Origin of the sequence: Citrobacter sp. Ce119, from assembly GCF_030334525.1 — a bacterium.
Taxonomy (GTDB): Bacteria; Pseudomonadota; Gammaproteobacteria; order Enterobacterales; family Enterobacteriaceae; genus Citrobacter; species Citrobacter europaeus.
This window is the reverse complement of sequence record NZ_JAOWDR010000044.1, coordinates 13,547-32,852: the sequence shown is the minus strand read 5'-3', so window position 1 is coordinate 32,852 and position 19,306 is coordinate 13,547. Positions and strand designations below refer to the sequence as shown.

At 54.6% G+C, this 19,306-nt stretch carries 21 protein-coding genes and 1 riboswitch; of the genes, 12 read left to right on the top strand and 9 right to left on the bottom strand.

All coding sequences use genetic code 11. The features are described 5' to 3' along the window. Positions 1-299 precede the first annotated feature (299 nt). Both purH and purD read left to right on the top strand, forming a co-directional pair. Positions 300-1,889, top strand: coding sequence for a bifunctional phosphoribosylaminoimidazolecarboxamide formyltransferase/IMP cyclohydrolase (purH, locus tag OGV80_RS06590; protein ID WP_087052694.1), 1,590 nt, complete (start codon positions 300-302; stop codon positions 1,887-1,889). Between the two features lie 15 nt (positions 1,890-1,904). Continuing rightward, positions 1,905-3,194 carry a phosphoribosylamine--glycine ligase gene (gene purD / locus OGV80_RS06585; protein WP_087052695.1) on the top strand — a complete coding sequence of 430 codons (1,290 nt, stop codon included), beginning with the start codon at positions 1,905-1,907 and terminating at the stop codon, positions 3,192-3,194. On the opposite strand, the gene zraR is transcribed toward purD, so the two are convergent. Further along, on the bottom strand, positions 3,191-4,516 hold the full coding sequence (gene zraR / locus OGV80_RS06580; RefSeq protein ID WP_047407307.1) for a sigma-54-dependent response regulator transcription factor ZraR: 1,326 nt from the start codon (positions 4,514-4,516) through the stop codon (positions 3,191-3,193). The two genes, purD and zraR, sit on opposite strands and share 4 nt — an antisense overlap. Further along, entirely contained in the window at positions 4,513-5,907 is a 1,395-nt protein-coding gene (zraS, locus tag OGV80_RS06575; protein ID WP_047407310.1) for a two-component system sensor histidine kinase ZraS, read from the bottom strand. Before zraS ends, zraR begins: the two co-directional genes overlap by 4 nt. Before the next feature lie 263 nt (positions 5,908-6,170). Here zraS and zraP point away from each other — a divergent pair, with 263 nt between their 5' ends. Further along, the gene (zraP, locus tag OGV80_RS06570; RefSeq protein ID WP_080625874.1) at positions 6,171-6,614 is read left to right on the top strand and encodes a zinc resistance sensor/chaperone ZraP; all 444 of its coding nucleotides are present in this window, start codon (positions 6,171-6,173) and stop codon (positions 6,612-6,614) included. A 23-nt stretch (positions 6,615-6,637) separates the two neighbouring features. Here zraP and OGV80_RS06565 read toward each other — a convergent pair whose 3' ends face one another. The 6 genes from OGV80_RS06565 to nudC form a co-directional block, all read right to left on the bottom strand. Then, positions 6,638-7,330, bottom strand: coding sequence for a DUF1481 domain-containing protein (locus tag OGV80_RS06565; RefSeq protein WP_043018508.1), 693 nt, complete (start codon positions 7,328-7,330; stop codon positions 6,638-6,640). A gap of 11 nt (positions 7,331-7,341) precedes the next feature. Continuing rightward, positions 7,342-7,614 (bottom strand): nucleoid-associated protein HU-alpha, encoded by a 273-nt coding sequence (gene hupA, locus OGV80_RS06560; protein WP_001044509.1) that lies wholly within the window; start codon positions 7,612-7,614, stop codon positions 7,342-7,344. A 186-nt stretch (positions 7,615-7,800) separates the two neighbouring features. Continuing rightward, entirely contained in the window at positions 7,801-8,391 is a 591-nt protein-coding gene (locus OGV80_RS06555; protein ID WP_003842015.1) for a YjaG family protein, read from the bottom strand. Positions 8,392-8,424: 33 nt separating this feature from the next. Beyond that, positions 8,425-9,105: a deoxyribonuclease V gene (nfi, locus tag OGV80_RS06550; RefSeq protein ID WP_286514215.1), complete on the bottom strand. Its 681-nt coding sequence runs from the start codon at positions 9,103-9,105 to the stop codon at positions 8,425-8,427. Positions 9,106-9,114: 9 nt separating this feature from the next. Beyond that, on the bottom strand, positions 9,115-10,179 hold the full coding sequence (gene hemE, locus OGV80_RS06545; protein WP_043018028.1) for a uroporphyrinogen decarboxylase: 1,065 nt from the start codon (positions 10,177-10,179) through the stop codon (positions 9,115-9,117). 50 nt (positions 10,180-10,229) lie between these two features. Continuing rightward, a complete protein-coding gene (gene nudC, locus OGV80_RS06540) occupies positions 10,230-11,003 on the bottom strand; it encodes an NAD(+) diphosphatase (RefSeq protein WP_047407335.1) in 774 nt (257 codons plus the stop codon). Between the two features lie 96 nt (positions 11,004-11,099). Here nudC and OGV80_RS06535 point away from each other — a divergent pair, with 96 nt between their 5' ends. From OGV80_RS06535 to thiH, 7 genes are all read left to right on the top strand, one after another. After that, positions 11,100-11,588 carry an Rsd/AlgQ family anti-sigma factor gene (locus tag OGV80_RS06535; RefSeq protein WP_043018026.1) on the top strand — a complete coding sequence of 163 codons (489 nt, stop codon included), beginning with the start codon at positions 11,100-11,102 and terminating at the stop codon, positions 11,586-11,588. Positions 11,589-11,638: 50 nt separating this feature from the next. Then, positions 11,639-11,761, top strand: a riboswitch (TPP riboswitch). 83 nt (positions 11,762-11,844) lie between these two features. Beyond that, complete coding sequence (gene thiC, locus OGV80_RS06530; protein ID WP_043018025.1) at positions 11,845-13,743, top strand: phosphomethylpyrimidine synthase ThiC; 1,899 nt, start codon at positions 11,845-11,847, stop codon at positions 13,741-13,743. Next, the gene (thiE, locus tag OGV80_RS06525) at positions 13,743-14,378 is read left to right on the top strand and encodes a thiamine phosphate synthase (RefSeq protein WP_087052697.1); all 636 of its coding nucleotides are present in this window, start codon (positions 13,743-13,745) and stop codon (positions 14,376-14,378) included. The genes thiC and thiE overlap by 1 nt, the downstream gene beginning before the upstream one ends. Beyond that, positions 14,371-15,129 (top strand): HesA/MoeB/ThiF family protein, encoded by a 759-nt coding sequence (locus OGV80_RS06520; protein ID WP_075145379.1) that lies wholly within the window; start codon positions 14,371-14,373, stop codon positions 15,127-15,129. Before thiE ends, OGV80_RS06520 begins: the two co-directional genes overlap by 8 nt. Beyond that, positions 15,110-15,310 (top strand): sulfur carrier protein ThiS, encoded by a 201-nt coding sequence (gene thiS / locus OGV80_RS06515; RefSeq protein WP_001583973.1) that lies wholly within the window; start codon positions 15,110-15,112, stop codon positions 15,308-15,310. Before OGV80_RS06520 ends, thiS begins: the two co-directional genes overlap by 20 nt. A gap of 1 nt (position 15,311) precedes the next feature. Next, positions 15,312-16,082, top strand: coding sequence for a thiazole synthase (gene thiG / locus OGV80_RS06510; RefSeq protein ID WP_087050389.1), 771 nt, complete (start codon positions 15,312-15,314; stop codon positions 16,080-16,082). Further along, the gene (gene thiH / locus OGV80_RS06505; RefSeq protein ID WP_043018021.1) at positions 16,079-17,212 is read left to right on the top strand and encodes a 2-iminoacetate synthase ThiH; all 1,134 of its coding nucleotides are present in this window, start codon (positions 16,079-16,081) and stop codon (positions 17,210-17,212) included. The genes thiG and thiH overlap by 4 nt, the downstream gene beginning before the upstream one ends. Before the next feature lie 131 nt (positions 17,213-17,343). Here the strand turns inward: thiH and cspE are convergent, their stop codons facing one another. Further along, a complete protein-coding gene (gene cspE, locus OGV80_RS06500; protein WP_043018020.1) occupies positions 17,344-17,556 on the bottom strand; it encodes a transcription antiterminator/RNA stability regulator CspE in 213 nt (70 codons plus the stop codon). 1,092 nt (positions 17,557-18,648) lie between these two features. Between cspE and OGV80_RS06495 the strand changes: the two genes are divergently transcribed. Both OGV80_RS06495 and OGV80_RS06490 read left to right on the top strand, forming a co-directional pair. After that, a complete protein-coding gene (locus OGV80_RS06495) occupies positions 18,649-18,954 on the top strand; it encodes a PTS sugar transporter subunit IIB (RefSeq protein WP_043018019.1) in 306 nt (101 codons plus the stop codon). 4 nt (positions 18,955-18,958) lie between these two features. Further along, positions 18,959-19,276, top strand: coding sequence for a PTS lactose/cellobiose transporter subunit IIA (locus OGV80_RS06490; protein ID WP_043018018.1), 318 nt, complete (start codon positions 18,959-18,961; stop codon positions 19,274-19,276). Positions 19,277-19,306 lie beyond the last annotated feature (30 nt).

Below are 19,306 nucleotides of genomic sequence, written 5' to 3'. Positions count from 1 at the left end.
AATGACAGAAAAATGACTGAGTGCTGCATTCCACAGCAAAACCCCGCCTTATACCCATTTACACACAGAGTTATCCACAAACCACACGATCGTTTCTGCGATCCTCTCTTTATAACAGCCTCTTTCAACAGAAATAAGAAGGGGTCAAAATCGAAAATTAAAAATTCGCGAGCGTTGCGCAAACGTTTTCGTTACAATGCCCCCGCACAACAAGGATGCCCCGTAAGGGGCGTTAGCTGAGTTTTTAGCCAAGAATTCACCTAACGCTCTCTGTAATAGTCAAATCCAGGGGATTTACCATGCAACAACGTCGTCCAGTCCGCCGCGCTCTGCTCAGTGTTTCTGACAAGGCCGGTATCATCGAATTCGCTCAGGCACTTTCCGCACGCGGTGTGGAGCTGCTGTCAACGGGTGGCACTGCGCGCCTGTTAGCGGAGAAAGGTCTGCCAGTGACCGAAGTTTCCGATTACACCGGCTTCCCGGAAATGATGGATGGACGCGTGAAGACCCTGCATCCGAAAGTCCACGGCGGCATTCTTGGTCGTCGCGGTCAGGATGACGGAATTATGGAACAGCACGGTATCGCCCCTATCGATATGGTGGTTGTAAACCTGTATCCGTTCGCCGAGACCGTCGCACGCGAAGGCTGCTCGCTGGAAGATGCAGTAGAGAACATTGATATTGGCGGCCCGACCATGGTGCGTTCCGCTGCCAAGAACCATAAAGACGTAGCGATCGTTGTGAAGAGCAGCGACTACGACGCCATTATTAAAGAGATGGATGCCAACGAAGGCTCCCTGACTCTGGAAACCCGCTTTGACCTCGCGATTAAAGCCTTCGAACACACCGCCGCCTACGACAGTATGATTGCCAACTACTTCGGCAGCATGGTTCCGGCTTATCACGGTGAGAGCAAAGAGGCTGCCGGTCGTTTCCCGCGTACGCTGAACCTGAACTTCATTAAGAAGCAGGATATGCGCTACGGTGAGAACAGCCACCAGCAGGCTGCCTTCTATATAGAAGAGAATGTGAAAGAAGCGTCCGTTGCCACCGCACAGCAGGTACAGGGCAAAGCGCTTTCCTACAACAATATCGCTGATACCGACGCAGCGCTGGAGTGCGTGAAAGAGTTCAACGAGCCAGCCTGCGTGATCGTCAAGCACGCTAACCCGTGCGGCGTGGCGGTAAGCACTTCTATTCTCGACGCTTACGACCGCGCCTATAAAACCGACCCGACCTCCGCATTCGGCGGCATCATCGCCTTTAACCGCGAGCTGGATGCCGAAACCGCGCAGGCCATCATCTCCCGCCAGTTCGTGGAAGTGATCATCGCCCCATCGGCTACCGAAGAAGCGCTGAAGATCACCGCCGCGAAACAGAACGTTCGCGTTCTGACCTGCGGCCAGTGGGCACAACGTGTGCCGGGTCTGGACTTCAAACGCGTTAACGGCGGTCTGCTGGTTCAGGACAGGGATCTGGGTATGGTGAGCGAAGGCGAACTGCGCGTAGTGTCCAAACGTCAGCCGACCGAACAAGAGCTGCGCGATGCGCTGTTCTGCTGGAAGGTCGCCAAGTTCGTGAAATCCAACGCCATTGTTTACGCCAAAGAGAACATGACTATCGGCATAGGCGCAGGCCAGATGAGCCGCGTGTACTCCGCCAAAATCGCGGGCATTAAAGCGGCGGACGAAGGTCTGGAAGTGAAAGGTTCAGCCATGGCTTCCGACGCGTTCTTCCCGTTCCGCGATGGTATTGATGCTGCCGCCGCCGTTGGCGTGAGCTGCGTTATTCAGCCTGGTGGCTCTATCCGTGATGATGAAGTCATTGCCGCTGCCGATGAACACGGTATCGCGATGATCTTTACCGACATGCGCCACTTCCGCCATTAATCCACGGAGCAGACGATGAAAGTATTAGTGATTGGCAACGGCGGGCGCGAGCACGCGCTGGCCTGGAAAGCGGCGCAGTCGCCGCTGGTCGATACCGTTTTTGTTGCACCGGGTAACGCAGGCACCGCACTGGAACCCGCGCTGCAAAACGTGGCAATCGCGGTAACCGATATTCCGGCACTGCTGAGCTTTGCCCAGAACGAGAAGATCGATCTGACCATCGTTGGTCCGGAAGCGCCGCTGGTGATTGGCGTGGTCGATGCCTTCCGCGCCGCAGGCCTGAAAATTTTCGGCCCAACCGAAGGTGCTGCACAACTGGAAGGCTCCAAAGCCTTCACCAAAGACTTCCTCGCGCGTCATAACATCCCGACCGCGGAATATCAGAATTTCACCGAGATTGAGCCTGCCCTGGCCTATCTGCGTGAGAAAGGCGCGCCGATCGTCATCAAAGCTGACGGTCTGGCTGCCGGTAAAGGCGTTATCGTGGCGATGACGCTGATCGAGGCCGAAGCTGCCGTTCACGACATGCTGGCGGGTAACGCTTTTGGCGATGCAGGACATCGTATCGTTATCGAAGAGTTCCTCGACGGCGAAGAGGCAAGCTTTATCGTGATGGTCGACGGCGAGCACGTGCTGCCGATGGCCACCAGCCAGGACCACAAGCGCGTAGGTAACGGCGATACCGGCCCGAACACTGGCGGCATGGGCGCATACTCACCGGCCCCGGTGGTGACCGATGAAGTCCACCAGCGCACCATGGAACGCATCATTTGGCCAACCGTGAAAGGCATGGCGGCGGAAGGTAACACCTATACCGGTTTCCTGTACGCGGGTCTGATGATCGACAAGCAAGGCAACCCGAAGGTTATCGAGTTCAACTGCCGCTTCGGCGATCCGGAAACCCAGCCGATCATGCTGCGCATGAAGTCGGACCTGGTGGATCTTTGCCTGGCCGCCTGCGACGGCAAGCTGGATGAGAAAACCTCTGAGTGGGATGAACGCGCCTCGCTGGGTGTGGTCATTGCCGCCGGAGGTTATCCGGGCAACTACAATACCGGCGATGAGATCCACGGCCTGCCGCTGGAGTCTTCAACGGAGGGTAAGGTCTTCCACGCTGGCACCAAACTCGCTGACGACGACCGAGTGCTGACCAGCGGCGGGCGTGTGCTGTGCGCCACCGCCCTGGGTCATACCGTGGCTGAAGCGCAGCAACGCGCTTACGCCCTGATGACCAACATCCGCTGGGACGGCAGCTTCAGCCGTAACGACATCGGCTGGCGCGCCATCGAGCGTGAGCAAAACTAACGGCTGAGCTTAGCCAGCAGCGTTTTGCGCGTAATACCTAACTGACGGGCGGCTTCGGTTTTATTGCCGCCCGTTTTTTCCAGCGCCGCCAGAATCACCTCTTTTTCAACATCCACCAGCGGTTGGATCTCGCCACTGAATTCCGTTTTTATTGGCGTTGCGGCAATCGCCAACGGCAACTCGCGTTCGGAAATATATTCCCCCGTTAACAGCACCACTGAACGCTCAATCGCATTTTCCAGCTCACGAATATTGCCCGGCCAGTCATAGTGGATCAGCAGATCCATCGCCTGCGGAGTAAAGCCTTTCACCGCTTTTCGGTTACGCGCAGCAAAACGCTGGAGAAAATGTTCGGCCAGCAGCGGAATATCTTCCCGACGCTGACACAGTGCTGGCATTTCAATGGTGACGACGTTCAGGCGATAGTAGAGATCCTGGCGAAAGCGCCCGGCGCTGACCTCCTCGGCCAGATTACGATGCGTGGCGGCGATCAGCCGGACATCAACCGCAATAGTCTGGTTGCTGCCAACCCGCTGCACTTCGCGCTCCTGGATAGCCCGCAGCAGACGCACCTGCATCAGCGGTGAGATATCGCCAATTTCATCAAGAAATAACGTGCCGCCATCGGCTTCGACAAAACGCCCTTCCCGGCGTTTATCCGCCCCGGTAAACGCGCCTTTTTCGTGGCCAAAAAGTTCGGACTCCAGCAGCGATTCATTAAGCGCCGCGCAGTTGAGCGTCACCAGCGGCTTATCGCAGCGGGCGCTGCTGGCATGTAGCGCCCGGGCCACCAGCTCTTTCCCCGTGCCTGAGTCTCCGTGAATAAGCACCGTTGCATCCGAAGGAGCAACCATCGCAATTTCGTTGAGCAACTGCTGCATCGCCGGACTGCGGCCAATCATGCCAAACTGTACCGCCGACGCCGATGGCAGTTCAGCGCCCGTTTCCCGGGTATGCGCCAGCGCCTTTTCCAGCGTCTCCTGCAGACGGTCAAAATCCAGCGGCTTGATTAAGTAGTCCAGCGCCCCGGTTTTTAGCGCCTCAACGGCAGTCTCCACGCTGGAGAACGCCGTCATGATTAACACCGGAATCGCCGGATTCAGCGTTTTAATCTCTTTCAGCGTTGCGATGCCGTCCATCTCCGCCATGCGCACATCGCACAGCACTAAATCAAATACGCGTTCGCGCACCTGTTCCAGCGCCGCTCGCCCGCTATAGGCCAGCGCGACCTCATAACCCCAGCCGCGCAGCAACGCCTGTAAAATGGTGCAGTGGCTGATATCGTCATCGACCACCAGAATATTGATTTTTCCGCGCGTCATCCTTGTTGATCCTGTTGTTTCGCTTTGGTCGGCAGCCAAAGGGTAAAGGTCGCGCCTTTGCCCTCAACGCTTGCCACCTGAATGGTACCACCGTGTTGTTCGACTATGTTCTGCACAACCGCCAGCCCGAGACCGGTTCCGTCAGCTTTAGTCGTGAAGTAAGGCGTAAAAATGGCCTCCAGTTGTTCCGCTGCAATCCCTTTCCCGCTATCGGTCACCACGATTTTAACGCGATCGGCGCTGCTTTCACTCGCTTCAACCGTAATCGTGCCCTGATGCCCAATCGCATGAATGGCGTTCAGATACAGGTTCAACAAAACCTGAGTCAGTCGGTCAGGATCGGCCTGAATCGCGGGCAACGTGGAACTGGCCGAAAACTGTAGCTGGATTTCCCGGCTTGCCGCATCCTGACTCACCAGGTGTAATGAGTGGGTGATGACCTCATTAAGATCCACCTGTTGCAACGTCAGATGCGCAGGTTTCACCAGCTCCAGCAGCTCGCTCACTACCCGATTTAAACGATCCGCCTCTTTCGCCATCACCTGAGCCAGTTCGTGCGACTCGCCTCCTGCCGGGGTTCGTTCGGCAAAATACTTTGCTAAGCCTTTGATGGATGAAAGCGGGTTACGAATCTCATGCGCGACCCCAGCCGCCAGATGCCCAAGCGCCATCAGTTTTTCTTTACGCTTCATCGCGTCCTGCAGCTCTTTGTATGAGCGCTGATAGCGCTGATACCAGAAGAACGTCAGCACGGTGGCCAGCAGCACAGCCGCCAGCGCAAAGAGGACTATCAGAGTGTTACGCCACTCTCTTGCCTGAGTCGCGGCCAGATCGCTGGCATCAAAGGCGATAAATATGGTTTGCGCAGGCGTGATAAGCTTTCCGTCATTGCTGGCGCAGCGCGCCATGCCATGGCGTCCAGGACCATACATCGGCTGAAACTGGCGATAAATTTCCAGGGCCGGCGTTTTTTCGCCGTCCCTCGCTGGAATGTCAATATTTCGCCAGCTTTCTTGTTCCCCGGGACTAAGCTGTTGCAGAACATCCGGTGAATAGAGCGTTTTGCCGACCATTGAGGAATTGCTGTGAGTCATAATGACGCCATGCTCATCAACAACGGCAAACCAAAGCACACCGGGTTGTACGGCCATTTCCTCCAGGAGCGTCTGCTGTTGAGCATGATGCATACGCATTCCCATGCCTACGCGCGTACCAGACTCCAGAGCGCGGATCAGCACGCTGCCTTTTTCCAGTAACGTTTGCCGTGCGGCGCCGCTTTCCCGCCCATAGTCCCGAATGGTCATAATCGAAAACCAGCCGACCAAAATCAGGATCGACGCCAGCAAGAGTCGGCTCGCCCACCTGGCCGCCGTGTCCTTATAAAGACGCATACGCTCTCCCTTTACCCACCTGTTCCTTTCATCGTTGCCGGTATACAGCAGAAATCATGCCATTTTTTCTCCTTAAGAACCCTGCCCTCAGACACAAACAGCTGCAAGTAGCGGGTAAAAATGACCCGTTAGCGCGTTCTGGCGAGTCATTTTTACTCGCTTCTCTACAGAGACGACGAGTACAGCGCCCGCAGGGCTGGGATTACCGCTTTGGCACGGAAGATGCAAACAGGTATGTAAGCTAACCAACAGGAGAACGAACCATGAAACGGAACAACAAACTGGCGCTGATTGCACTCTCTCTTATCGCACTGGGCTCGACCCCGGCGCTGGCGCAGAATCACTGGGGATATGGTGACGGAATGCAGCAACGGGGCGGTACGCCAATGACCGCTGAGCAGCAGGCTACCGCGCAGAAAATTTATGATGATTACTACTCACAAACTAGCGCATTGCGCCAACAGCTGACCTCCAAACGTTATGAGTACAACGCGTTGCTAACAGCCAGCTCGCCGGACACGGCAAAAATTAATGCCGTGGCAAAAGAGATGGAGGCGTTGAATCAGTCCCTTGACGAGCAACGCGTTAAACGCGATGTCGCAATGGCGCAGGCAGGCGTACCTCGTGGAGCGGGAATGGGTTACGGCGGATGCGGCGGTGGCGGTTACCATCGCGGCGGCGGCCATATGGGAATGGGCCACTGGTAACAGTATTACCTGATGGCAGATTATCAGAAGGTTTTCTCTTTCGGTTGCCAGTGACAGAAGTCTTCGTTGGCGACCAGCAGGAGCTGCGATCCTTCGGGCGCTTCCAGCCATGCCACGCTCACCTCTACGGATGAATGGCTCTGGCGGCGCTCAATATGGTTTATCGCCCACGATTCAAGATCGGGCTTCAGCGTCTCACCTTCACAGGTTGTGACCGTGTTATTCGCATGCCAGCGTCCCTGACGCAATATCACCCGTCCCTGACGCAACGCATCGCTGGTCTGGCGTATTTGATCGGCACGGTAGCGGTAAAGCGCGATTTGATCGCTGGAAAGCTGCTGCTTAAGACCGTCGACCTCACGCTGCATGAAACTCAGTTCACCCCGGTCATCAAAGCGTATACGAACATGTTCCGGTGGTTTACTGTAAACGTTGAGTTCTATCAGAGAGAGCGAGTCACCCTGCCAGCGGTATTCACTGGTGGTGGTATCGCCTTTACGCCACGGACTAATTACCGAGAGCAAGTGAACATCGTCGCTGGAATCTTTACGCCAAATGCGTACTGCCCCCTGATCGCCAACATAGCCGCTGGCTGTGAACGGAGGAAGTTCAGAATGGCGACTGCAGGCAGACAGCAACAGAACACCTGAAAGCCACAGCGAATGACGCCAGATGGACAAAAGGGGCGAAACCGCCCCTTCGATAAAACTGTTCACTGCCACGCGAATTACTTAACCGCGTCTTTCAGTGCTTTACCAGAAACAAATGCCGGTACGTTAGCTGCGGCAATTTTGATTTCTTTACCGGTCTGCGGGTTGCGGCCAGTGCGCTCAGCACGGTGGTTCACTTTGAAGGTACCGAAACCAACCAGTTGTACAGCATCGCCTTCTTTCAGAGACTCAGTAATAGCAGCCAGAGTGGATTCCAGAGCAGCTTTAGCCTGTGTTTTAGACAGTTCTGCTTTGTCTGCAATTACATCAATCAGTTGAGTCTTGTTCATAAGTTATCCTTACAATGTGTTTATCGCTTGCTAAGCATCGAGTGCGACGGAAATGCCAGAAAAGCACTCTCCTGCATACACGCACCGATAGCCACTTTTTTTCGCCCCCCAAATGTAGACCAGACCGGGGGCGGATGGGAAGCCTTCAGGCACGACAAATCAGGCGTTAAATCACGTTTTGTGGTGTCATTGCTGAAAATTTATACCAATATTGCTCTCACCAGCCTCGCGCAGGTCTGCACGAAGCCCTTTTATCAGCTCAATATCGCGTTCTTCACAGTCGGCTAAAAGTCGGAAAATTTCCCACTGAATATCCCATTCTTGTTCAACAGCCGGGTTCTCTTTGAGCTCTTCATCGGTCATTTCGCGACCAGCCTGGGTCATTTCCAGCATCGCAACCGTCGTAATCGAAGCCTTACTAACTTCAATGGCATGCTCCAGCGTTTCACCGCTAAGACGCGAATGCATCAGTTCGCTTAATGCCACACAGGCATCAATCGCCGGATAAACGCCGTACAGATCGTAATCATCTGCAGAAGGAATGGCCTCTTCAAACTTTTCCAGTTGGCTATCGAAATTGATTTTCGCGTCTTTAACCGTCAGCGCTTCCCAAATCAGATCCAGAATTCGGCGGTAAATCTGTCCATCGCCAAATTCAGTTTGCTTGCAGAACATGGCGTAGTTTGGGTACATGCGTTCGCACAGGCAGGCCATAAATGTGACGTGCTGCCAGCTTTCCAGCTTCTCCAGACGCAGGTGAATCGGATTTTGTAACATGATGAGTTCTCAAATACGGAAATTAGCGGCAGTTTACCCGATATGGGGCGCTTTTGCTGCAAGCCGCGTAAAAGCCGGGCGTTCGGATGCCACCGCATCTGCCCAGCGTGTTGGTTCCGGCAGACGATAGCCGTTCATACAGCGTTGCACCCACGCCAGCGCGCTGTCCATACTCACGCGGTGCCCCGTAGAGATAAACAGCGGATTACAGCGTGCTTTGCTGCGCCAGACCCATGCCAGCTGTTCGCCTTTATCCAGCAACGGGGCTAATGCTCCGGGTTCGGCGGCAAGCGGCTCAAACTTGCCGCACAGCCGCTTTTTCGCCACGCCGATCGTCGGGACATCCACCAGCAGGCCAAAATGGCTGGCCACACCCAGACGGCGCGGATGAGAGATACCATGACCGTCAACAAATAGCAGATCGGGCTTGTACGAGAGCAACTGCCAGGCGGCCATCAGCGCGGGGGTTTCGCGAAAGGAGAGAAAGCCAGGAATGTAGGGCATGGTGGTGGCGATTCGCGCCACCTTGTATTCAACCAGTTCCAGCGAGGGGTATTTCAGTAAGACCATCGCGGCTCGCGTCACTTCGCCGCCCTGCTCAAACCCAACGTCCGCCCCGCCGATCAGATCCGGCGGATCGTTCTTCAGGCGATCCTCGCGGATCACCGAAGAGGCCAGTTCAAGCTGCTGCGCGCGCAGCGACGCGAGATCCATAATAACTCCTTAGCGGTGGTATTGTTCGGACAGGCGATGCACCGCCTCCACAAACACCCCAGCATGTTCCGGCGGTACGTCCTGATGGATGCCGTGGCCCAGGTTAAAGACATGACCTTCACCGTGACCGAATCCGGCCAGAATCGTCGCAACCTCTTCTTCGATGCGGGCTGGCGGCGCATACAGCATGGACGGATCCATATTGCCCTGTAGCGCCACTTTATGACCAACACGACGACGCGCATCGGCAATATCGGTAGTCCAGTCGAGACCTAACGCATCACAGCCGGTTTCCGCCATCGCTTCCAGCCACTGGCCGCCACCTTTGGTGAACAGCGTCACCGGTACGCGACGACCTTCGTTCTCACGCAGCAGGCCATCGACGATTTTGTGCATGTAGTACAGGGAGAACTGCTGATAGTCGCGACCGGTCAGCACGCCGCCCCAGGTATCGAAAATCATCACCGACTGCGCGCCCGCTTTGATCTGCGCGTTCAGGTACAGGGTGACGCTCTTCGCCAGCTTATCAAGCAGCAGATGCAGCGCTTTTGGATCGGCGTACATCATCTTTTTAATCACGGTGAAGGCCTTGCTGCTGCCGCCTTCGACCATATAGGTCGCCAGCGTCCACGGACTACCGGAGAAGCCGATCAGCGGTACTTCGCCTTTCAGTTCACGGCGAATAGTGCGCACCGCATTCATCACGTAACCCAAGCCATCTTCCGGGTCCGGGATCGGCAGTTTGTCGACATCAGCCTTGCTGGCGATCGGCGAGGTGAAGCGTGGGCCTTCTCCGGCTTCAAAATACAGCCCAAGTCCCATCGCATCGGGAATCGTCAGGATATCCGAGAAGAGGATCGCGGCATCAAGTTTATAGCGACGTAGCGGCTGCAGCGTGACTTCGCAGGCCAGCTCGGCATTTTTGCACAGCGCCATAAAATCGCCCGCCTCGGCGCGCGTGGCTTTATATTCCGGTAGATAGCGGCCTGCCTGGCGCATCATCCATACCGGAGTGACATCAACGGGCTGGCGCAGCAGCGCACGCAGATAACGATCGTTCTTCAGTTCGGTCATTTTTGCAGTTCCTTATTGCGTCAGTCCATCAGTGTATCACCACTCGTTCTTTACTCGTACTCAGCCCGACACATTGCCACAGTGTCTTCAATCAATCGACGCGCGACGGTGCCTGGCGGGGGTAAAAGCGGTAAGTCGTCATAGCGATACCAGTTCGCTTCCAGCAGCTCTTTCGGGTCAATAACAATTTCGCCGCTATCATACTCCGCCATAAATGCGGTCATCAAAGACTGCGGGAACGGCCATGGCTGAGAAGTGACGTAGCGCAGATTTTTCACCTTAATGCCGCTCTCTTCCATGACTTCACGCGCCACCGCCTGTTCCAGGGTCTCGCCCACTTCGACAAAACCTGCCAGCACGGTATGCACACCGTTACGATGGCGAACATGCTGGGCGAGCAGGATAGAGTCATCACGGCGAATGGCGACGATAATGCAGGGGGCAATTTGCGGGTAGTAGCGTTCGCGACAGTGGCTACACAGCATCGCCCATTCCGTTTTACTCGGGTGCATGGGATGACCACAGTAACCGCAGAATTTATGCGAACGGTAAAACTCGGCCAGCTGTACGCCGCGTCCGGCCAGTTGAAACAAACCAACATCCTGGTCAATGATCTGGCGTACCGACCCCATATCGTGTCGACGCTGCTGCTGCACCAGCCAGACTGTCTCCCCTTCCCATTCGCCTATTGGCATGGCGCGCTGCCCGGTCAGATCAAAACGGGCTGCGTCGCCGTAAGGCAGTTCGCCATGAGGCAACCATAACTTTTGCTCATGACTGACAATCCACCAGCCGCTATCAAATTTTTCAATTATACGATCCATATCTCTTGCGCAACCTTTGCTTCACAGGCATGTTGTTTACATTATTTTTACATTTACGGGTGAGCAGTTCCTTAACACCATCTTGCGGAGTCAATCATGCTAAACCAGCTGGAAAGCCTGACGGAGCACGTCGGAGGAAGTAATAAACTGGTTGATCGCTGGCTACATGTACGTAAGCACCTGCTCGTGGCTTACTACAATCTGGTTGGCATTAAGCCTGGCAAAGAATCGTACATGCGACTCAATGAAAAAGCGCTGGATGATTTTTGTCAGAGCCTGGTCGATTACCTCTCCACCGGACACTTCAGTATTTATGAACGTATTCTCCATAAATTGGAAGGGAACGGGCAGCTTTTAAAAGCCACAAAAATTTGGCCGCTGCTGGAAGCCAATACGCAGCTGATCATGAACTACTATGATACCAGTCTGGAAACGGCGATTGATCATGATAACTTCCTTGAATTCCAACAGGTTTTATCAGATCTCGGCGAGGCGCTGGAAGCCCGTTTCGTGCTGGAAGATAAGCTGATCATGTTGGTATTTGACGCGATGCACGAGAGTAGTACTCTCAAACGTCATGCTTGAGATTTGCGGCATTAACGCGTAGCTTACATTCATTACCTCTTAACTGAGGTTACTTCTTGTCGGAGTGCTTATTTTCCACAACAGCATGAGTGGAAAAGGCTGAGACCGTTAATTCGGGATCCGCGGAACCTGATCAGGTTAAAACCTGCGAAGGGAACAAGAGTCAATCTGCAATAGCATCGCCTCCGGGCGAGCTTCTCTCTTGCTTCATCCGTCGTCTGACAAGCCATATCCTTACTTTTATCTGGAATGAGCTATGTCTGCCACTACTAAACCTTCACGCCGCGAACAGCGCGCTCAAGCCCAACATTTTATCGATACCCTGGAAGGGACCGCCTTTCCAAACTCAAAACGCATTTATATCACTGGTTCGCAGCCGGATATCCGCATTCCGATGCGCGAAATTCAGCTCAGCCCGACGCTGATTGGCGGTAGCAAAGACAACCCGCAGTTCGAAGAGAACGAAGCCGTGCCGGTGTACGACACCTCCGGGCCGTATGGCGATCCTGACGTGGCGATAAACGTCCAGCAGGGTCTGGCAAAACTGCGCCAGCCGTGGATTGTCGCGCGTAACGATAGCGAAGAATTAGACGTCCGTAGTTCCGCTTATACCAAAGAACGTCTGGCCGATGATGGTCTGGACGAGCTACGTTTCACTGGCCTGCTGACGCCAAAGCGCGCCAAAGCCGGTAAGCGAGTCACCCAACTGCATTACGCGCGCCAGGGGATAGTCACCCCGGAGATGGAATTTATCGCCATCCGCGAAAACATGGGCCGCGAGCGCATTCGTAGTGAAGTGCTGCGCCACCAGCATCCGGGGATGAGCTTTGGCGCGCGCCTGCCGGAAAACATTACGCCGGAATTCGTGCGTGATGAAGTCGCCGCGGGCCGCGCGATTATCCCTGCCAACATCAACCACCCGGAATCCGAGCCGATGATCATCGGTCGTAACTTCCTGGTGAAGGTTAACGCGAACATCGGCAACTCTGCCGTCACCTCCTCTATCGAAGAAGAGGTAGAAAAACTGGTGTGGTCAACGCGCTGGGGCGCAGACACGGTGATGGATCTCTCCACCGGCCGCTATATCCACGAAACCCGCGAGTGGATTTTGCGTAACAGTCCGGTACCGATCGGTACTGTACCGATCTACCAGGCGCTCGAGAAGGTCAACGGGATCGCCGAAGATCTCACCTGGGAAGCCTTCCGCGACACGCTGCTGGAGCAGGCTGAACAGGGCGTCGACTACTTCACCATTCACGCGGGCGTGCTGCTGCGCTACGTGCCAATGACCGCCAAACGCCTGACCGGCATTGTCTCACGCGGCGGTTCAATTATGGCGAAATGGTGCCTTTCTCATCACAAAGAGAACTTCCTGTTCGAACATTTCCGCGAGATTTGCGAAATCTGCGCCGCCTACGACGTCTCCTTGTCGCTGGGTGACGGCCTGCGCCCGGGTTCAATTCAGGATGCGAACGACGAAGCGCAGTTCTCCGAACTGCATACGCTGGGCGAGCTGACCAAAATCGCCTGGGAATACGACGTGCAGGTGATGATTGAAGGCCCGGGTCATGTACCCATGCATATGATCCAGCGCAACATGACCGAAGAGTTGGAGAGCTGCCACGAAGCACCGTTCTACACCTTAGGGCCATTGACCACTGACATCGCGCCGGGCTATGACCACTTCACTTCCGGGATCGGTGCGGCGATGATCGGCTGGTTTGGCTGCGCGATGCTGTGTTACGTGACGCCGAAAGAGCACCTCGGCCTGCCGAACAAAGAAGATGTGAAGCAAGGGCTGATTACCTACAAGATTGCCGCCCACGCCGCTGACTTAGCGAAAGGCCATCCGGGCGCGCAGATCCGCGATAACGCGATGTCGAAAGCGCGCTTCGAATTCCGCTGGGAAGACCAGTTTAACCTCGCGCTCGACCCGTTCACCGCCCGCGCCTACCACGATGAAACCCTGCCACAGGAGTCCGGCAAGGTCGCCCACTTCTGTTCCATGTGCGGGCCGAAGTTCTGCTCGATGAAAATCAGCCAGGAGGTCCGCGACTACGCCGCCGCGCAAACCATTGAAGTGGGGATGGCGGATATGTCGGAAAACTTCCGTGCCAAAGGCGGCGAAATCTACCTCAAAAAAGAGGAGGCGTAATGTACCAGCCTGATTTCCCAACCGTGCCGTTCCGCCTCGGGCTTTACCCAGTGGTGGACAGCGTGCAATGGATTGAACGCCTGCTGCAGGCAGGCGTGCGCACGATCCAACTGCGCATTAAAGATAAGCGTGATGAAGAGGTCGAAGCCGACGTCATGGCCGCCATTGAGCTGGGGCGTCGCTATGACGCCCGGCTGTTCATCAACGATTACTGGCGTCTGGCAATTAAGCACCGCGCTTACGGTGTGCATCTGGGCCAGGAAGATCTTGAAACCACCGACCTGAAAGCGATTCAAACGGCGGGGCTACGCCTGGGGGTGTCCACTCACGATGATATGGAGATAAACGTCGCGCTCGCCGCTAAACCTTCTTATATCGCGCTGGGTCATGTCTTCCCCACGCAAACCAAGCAGATGCCTTCCGCCCCGCAGGGGCTGACACAGTTGGCAAGTCATATTGAACGACTGGCGGATTACCCGACCGTCGCCATTGGCGGTATCAGCCTTGAGCGTGCCCCGGCAGTGCTGGCGACCGGTGTCGGGAGCATTGCCGTGGTCAGCGCGATTACTCAGGCGGCTGACTGGCGTGAAGCCACGGGCCAGCTACTGGATATCGCGGGAGTGGGCGATGAATGACCGCGACTTTATGCGCTACAGCCGCCAGATCCTGCTCGGCGATATCGCCATTGAAGGCCAACAAAAGCTGCTCGATAGCCATGTGCTGATTATCGGTTTAGGCGGGTTAGGTTCGCCTGCCGCGCTGTATCTGGCGGGAGCAGGCATCGGCAAACTGACGCTGGTAGACGATGACGATATTCATCTGAGCAATCTGCAGCGCCAGATCCTGTTTACCACTGATGATATCGCGCGTTCAAAATCTCAGGTTGCCCAGCAGCGCCTGACGCGGCTCAACCCGGATATCGAACTGGTATCGCTCCAGCAGCGACTGAAAGGCGATGCGCTCCGGCATGCGGTAGCACGTGCCGATGTGGTGCTCGACTGTACCGATAACATGGCCACGCGCCAGGAAATTAATGCCGCCTGCGTAACGCTCAACACACCGCTCATCACCGCCAGCGCCGTCGGCTTTGGCGGCCAACTGATGGTGCTCACGCCACCGTGGGAACAAGGCTGTTATCGCTGCCTGTGGCCAGATGATGTAGAGCCTGAACGCAACTGCCGTACCGCCGGTATCGTCGGACCGGTTGTTGGCGTGATGGGCACCTTGCAGGCGCTGGAAGCGATTAAATTACTCAGCGGTATTGAGACGCCCAGCGGAGAGCTACGCTTGTTTGACGGCAAAACCAGCCAGTGGCGCAGCCTCGCGCTACGACGTGCCAGCGGCTGCCCGGTATGCGGAGGGCAACATGCAGATTCAGTTCAATGATGAGCCGATGCAGTGCGCCGAAGGACAGACCGTCAGCAGCCTGCTCGCTACGCTTAATCAGCTTAAACCGGGCGCGGCGCTGGCGCTCAATCAGCAGATCCTGCCGCGCGAGCAGTGGGAGCAGCAAATCGTGCAGGAAGGCGACCAGATCCTGCTTTTTCAGGTTATTGCAGGGGGTTGATATGTTACGTATTGCCGACAAAACGTTTGATTCACATCTGTTCACCGGTACCGGAAAATTTGCGTCATCGCAGCTAATGGTCGAGGCGATTCGCGCCTCCGGCAGCCAACTGGTGACACTGGCAATGAAGCGCGTGGATTTACGTCAGCACAACGACGCTATCCTGGCGCCGCTCATTGAAGCGGGCGTTACGCTGCTGCCCAATACATCCGGGGCGAAAACCGCTGAAGAGGCGATTTTTGCCGCCCAACTGGCGCGCGAAGCACTGGGCACCCACTGGCTGAAATTAGAAATCCACCCGGACGCCCGCTGGCTATTGCCGGACCCGATCGAAACGTTGAAAGCCGCAGAAGCACTGGTGAAACAGGGCTTCGTGGTACTGCCTTACTGTGGCGCAGATCCGGTGCTGTGCAAACGGCTGGAAGAGGTTGGCTGTTCGGCGGTAATGCCGCTCGGCGCGCCCATCGGTTCTAATCAGGGGCTGGAAACCAAAGCGATGCTGGAGATTATTATCCAACAGGCGACCGTGCCGGTTGTGGTTGATGCGGGTATCGGCGTCCCCAGCCACGCCACGCAGGCGCTGGAAATGGGCGCCGACGCGGTGCTGGTCAATACGGCGATTGCCGTGGCGGATGACCCAGTGATGATGGCGACAGCATTCCGTCTGGCGGTTGAAGCAGGCTTGCTGGCTCGCCAGGCGGTACCCGGAAGCAAAAGTTCACAAGCAAGCGCCACCAGCCCATTAACCGGATTCCTGGAGGCTTTCTCATGAAAACGTTCAGCGACCGCTGGCGACAGTTGGACTGGGACGACATCCGCCTGCGCATCAACGGTAAAACCGCCGCTGACGTGGAGCGCGCCCTCAACGCTTCACAGCTTAGCCGCGATGATTTGATGGCACTGCTTTCCCCCGCCGCTGCCGATTATCTGGAGCCGCTGGCGCAGCGGGCGCAGAAGCTCACCCGTCAGCGTTTCGGCAACACCGTTAGTTTTTACGTCCCGCTCTATCTTTCTAATCTTTGCGCCAACGACTGCACCTACTGCGGTTTTTCGATGAGCAACCGTATCAAACGCAAAACGCTGGACGAAGATGAGATACAACGGGAGTGTGCGGCTATCCGTGATCTGGGTTTTGAGCATCTGCTGCTGGTCACCGGTGAACATCAGGCAAAAGTGGGGATGGATTATTTTCGTCACCATTTACCCGCTATTCGCCGCCAGTTTGCCTCATTACAGATGGAGGTACAGCCGTTGTCAGAAGCTGAATATGCGGAGCTGAAGACGCTGGGGCTGGATGGCGTGATGGTGTATCAGGAGAGTTATCATGAAGCGATTTACGCCCACCACCATCTGAAGGGGAAAAAGCAGGATTTCTTCTGGCGACTGGAAACGCCGGACAGGCTGGGCCGCGCCGGGATCGACAAAATCGGTCTTGGCGCGTTAATTGGTTTGTCCGACAGCTGGCGTGTTGATTGCTATATGGTGGCTGAACATCTGTTGTGGATGCAGCAGCATTACTGGCAGAGCCGCTACTCCATCTCCTTCCCTCGCCTGCGCCCATGCACCGGAGGCGTTGAGCCAGCATCGATCATGGATGAGCGACAGTTGGTCCAGACCATTTGCGCGTTTCGTTTACTGGCACCAGAAATTGAGCTGTCGCTTTCTACCCGAGAATCGCCATGGTTTCGTGACCATGTGATCCCGCTGGCGATCAACAATGTCAGCGCCTTCTCAAAAACCCAGCCCGGTGGTTATGCCGATAACCATCCTGAACTGGAACAGTTCTCCCCACATGACGCTCGTCGCCCGGAAGCCGTTGCTGAAGCACTCATGGCGCAGGGATTACAGCCCGTGTGGAAAGACTGGGACAGCTATCTGGGACGCGCTGCCCAGATGCCCTAAGTCCAACGCTATTCAGGACGGGTCAGCATAAACAAAAAAACCCGCTTTCGCGGGTTTTTTCTTCACTGGCACTTAACTGCTCAGGCTCTGGCCTTCATCGCTATCGTAAGCGTTCGTGAAATTATCGGCGTTTACAGCGCGACAACGTTAACAGCAGACGGGCCTTTGGCGCCATTCTCTACGGAGAACTCCACCTTTTGACCTTCGTCTAACGTTTTATAATCGTTACTCTGGATAGCAGAGAAATGCACAAACACGTCCTTGCTACCGTCCTGAGGAGTGATAAAGCCGAAGCCTTTCTCAGAGTTAAACCATTTTACTAAACCAGTCATTTTGTTAGACATAGATACTTCCTTTCATTTTTTTGAGCCGCTTACGCAGCGAAGATGGCCTGTTTTGCAGAAATTAACTTATGGGGCACTTAGGGAGGAGGCTCATGAAGAAGAGTATCTGAGGATAACGCTTGAACTGAGAACTGCTTTACTAAAACTGCTTGCATAAGGTCTGTGTTCCAAACCGATGCCGCTATAGTAGACCTACTTCTAATCATTAAGCAAGCATTAATTTTTTTAATACTCACTGAGTGATGAAATGTTAAACCATCGCGGCTGAGCATCCCGGATAACCGCTTGATCTACAATGAACAAAAGCCCCGACTATTGCAGTCAGGGCTTTAAGTTACTACACACTTCAGATTTAACATTAATAAACTTAACGATTTAATACTGCTGATGGTACTGCTTTAAAATGTACACGTTTACCACAGATAATATTGGATATGGATACTAACTAAAACCTTCCTCTATTTACCGTTAAACACATTCCACCCGCTTGATAATAGAACTCAAGGCTGGTGACCTAAACAAGTACACTTCCCCTCGCGACATATACTCTTTGATGCGTTGCCTTATTTCCCTTGCGATAACCAGAAAAACAGATGTCGCAAACATTTACTATTAAATCATGGCGTTACATCGTCGCGTTTAACTGACTTTTTGCGATTAGTTAAATCAACTACGTGGCCTGAAAGCATTGTCGAAGTGAAAAAATAGTGTTTTCAGCATCGACTATCCCATACAAAAATACTTCGTGGCCTTTATCGCAACCCCCAATAAAGCTCTACTAACACTTACTACGTTAACAGCAAACTACAATTTCTCCGCTGTTAAGTATTAACATACGGGTTTAAAAAAGGCTGTCAATACTGTTTTTTATAACATGTCTTTATTGACAGTAATTATATATTCCCGCATGTGATAAGCGAGTCAAAAAGCCGACGGCCCCGGTCCAGATCGTAGGGTTTTGCCTCTTTTTGTAACCGGTTTCAGAAAAAGTGGTTTTCTTTGTGATGCCTTGCACACAATCGTTGCAAAGCAGTTGTTGTTACAGTTGGCTCGCGATAATTATCAACCCACACATGTTGCTCGAGACTGCTTATGAAAAACATCGTTTTATGCTGTGCCGCCGGAATGTCCACCAGTATGCTGGTGCAAAAGATGAAAGATGCCGCCCAGAAAAAAGGTGTCGACGTCACTATCAAAGCGGTCCCGGTGGCTGAATTTGCAGAGAATATCGCCACTGCGGATATCGTGTTGCTCGGTCCACAGGTTAAGTATGAGCAGGCCAAGCTGCAGGCGCTCGCCGATCCGCTAGGCAAAAAGGTCGCCGTCATCGATATGATGGATTACGGCATGATGAAAGGCGATGCTGTACTGGACAAAGCGCTGAAACTACTGGAGTGATGGCATGGAAGAGTTAGAAACGATCATCATGGAATTATTGGTAAACGCCGGCGCTGCGCGCAGTCAGGCCCTGACGGCGCTACAACTGGCGCGTAAAGGTGATTTCCCGGGTGCAGAACAAGCGATGACGGAATCACGCGAGTACGTTAAACAAGCGCATAAAATCCAGACCCAACTGATCGGAATTGACGAAGGTACCGGCAAGCTACCGGTTAATCTCATCACCGTCCATTCGCAGGATCACCTGATGAACGCGATGGTGATTCAGGATTTGGCGGGAGACATGATTGAGCTTTATCGGCGTTTACCGCCGGTAAATTAATGACATTGCCGGTTGGATTCGTCGCCTCCC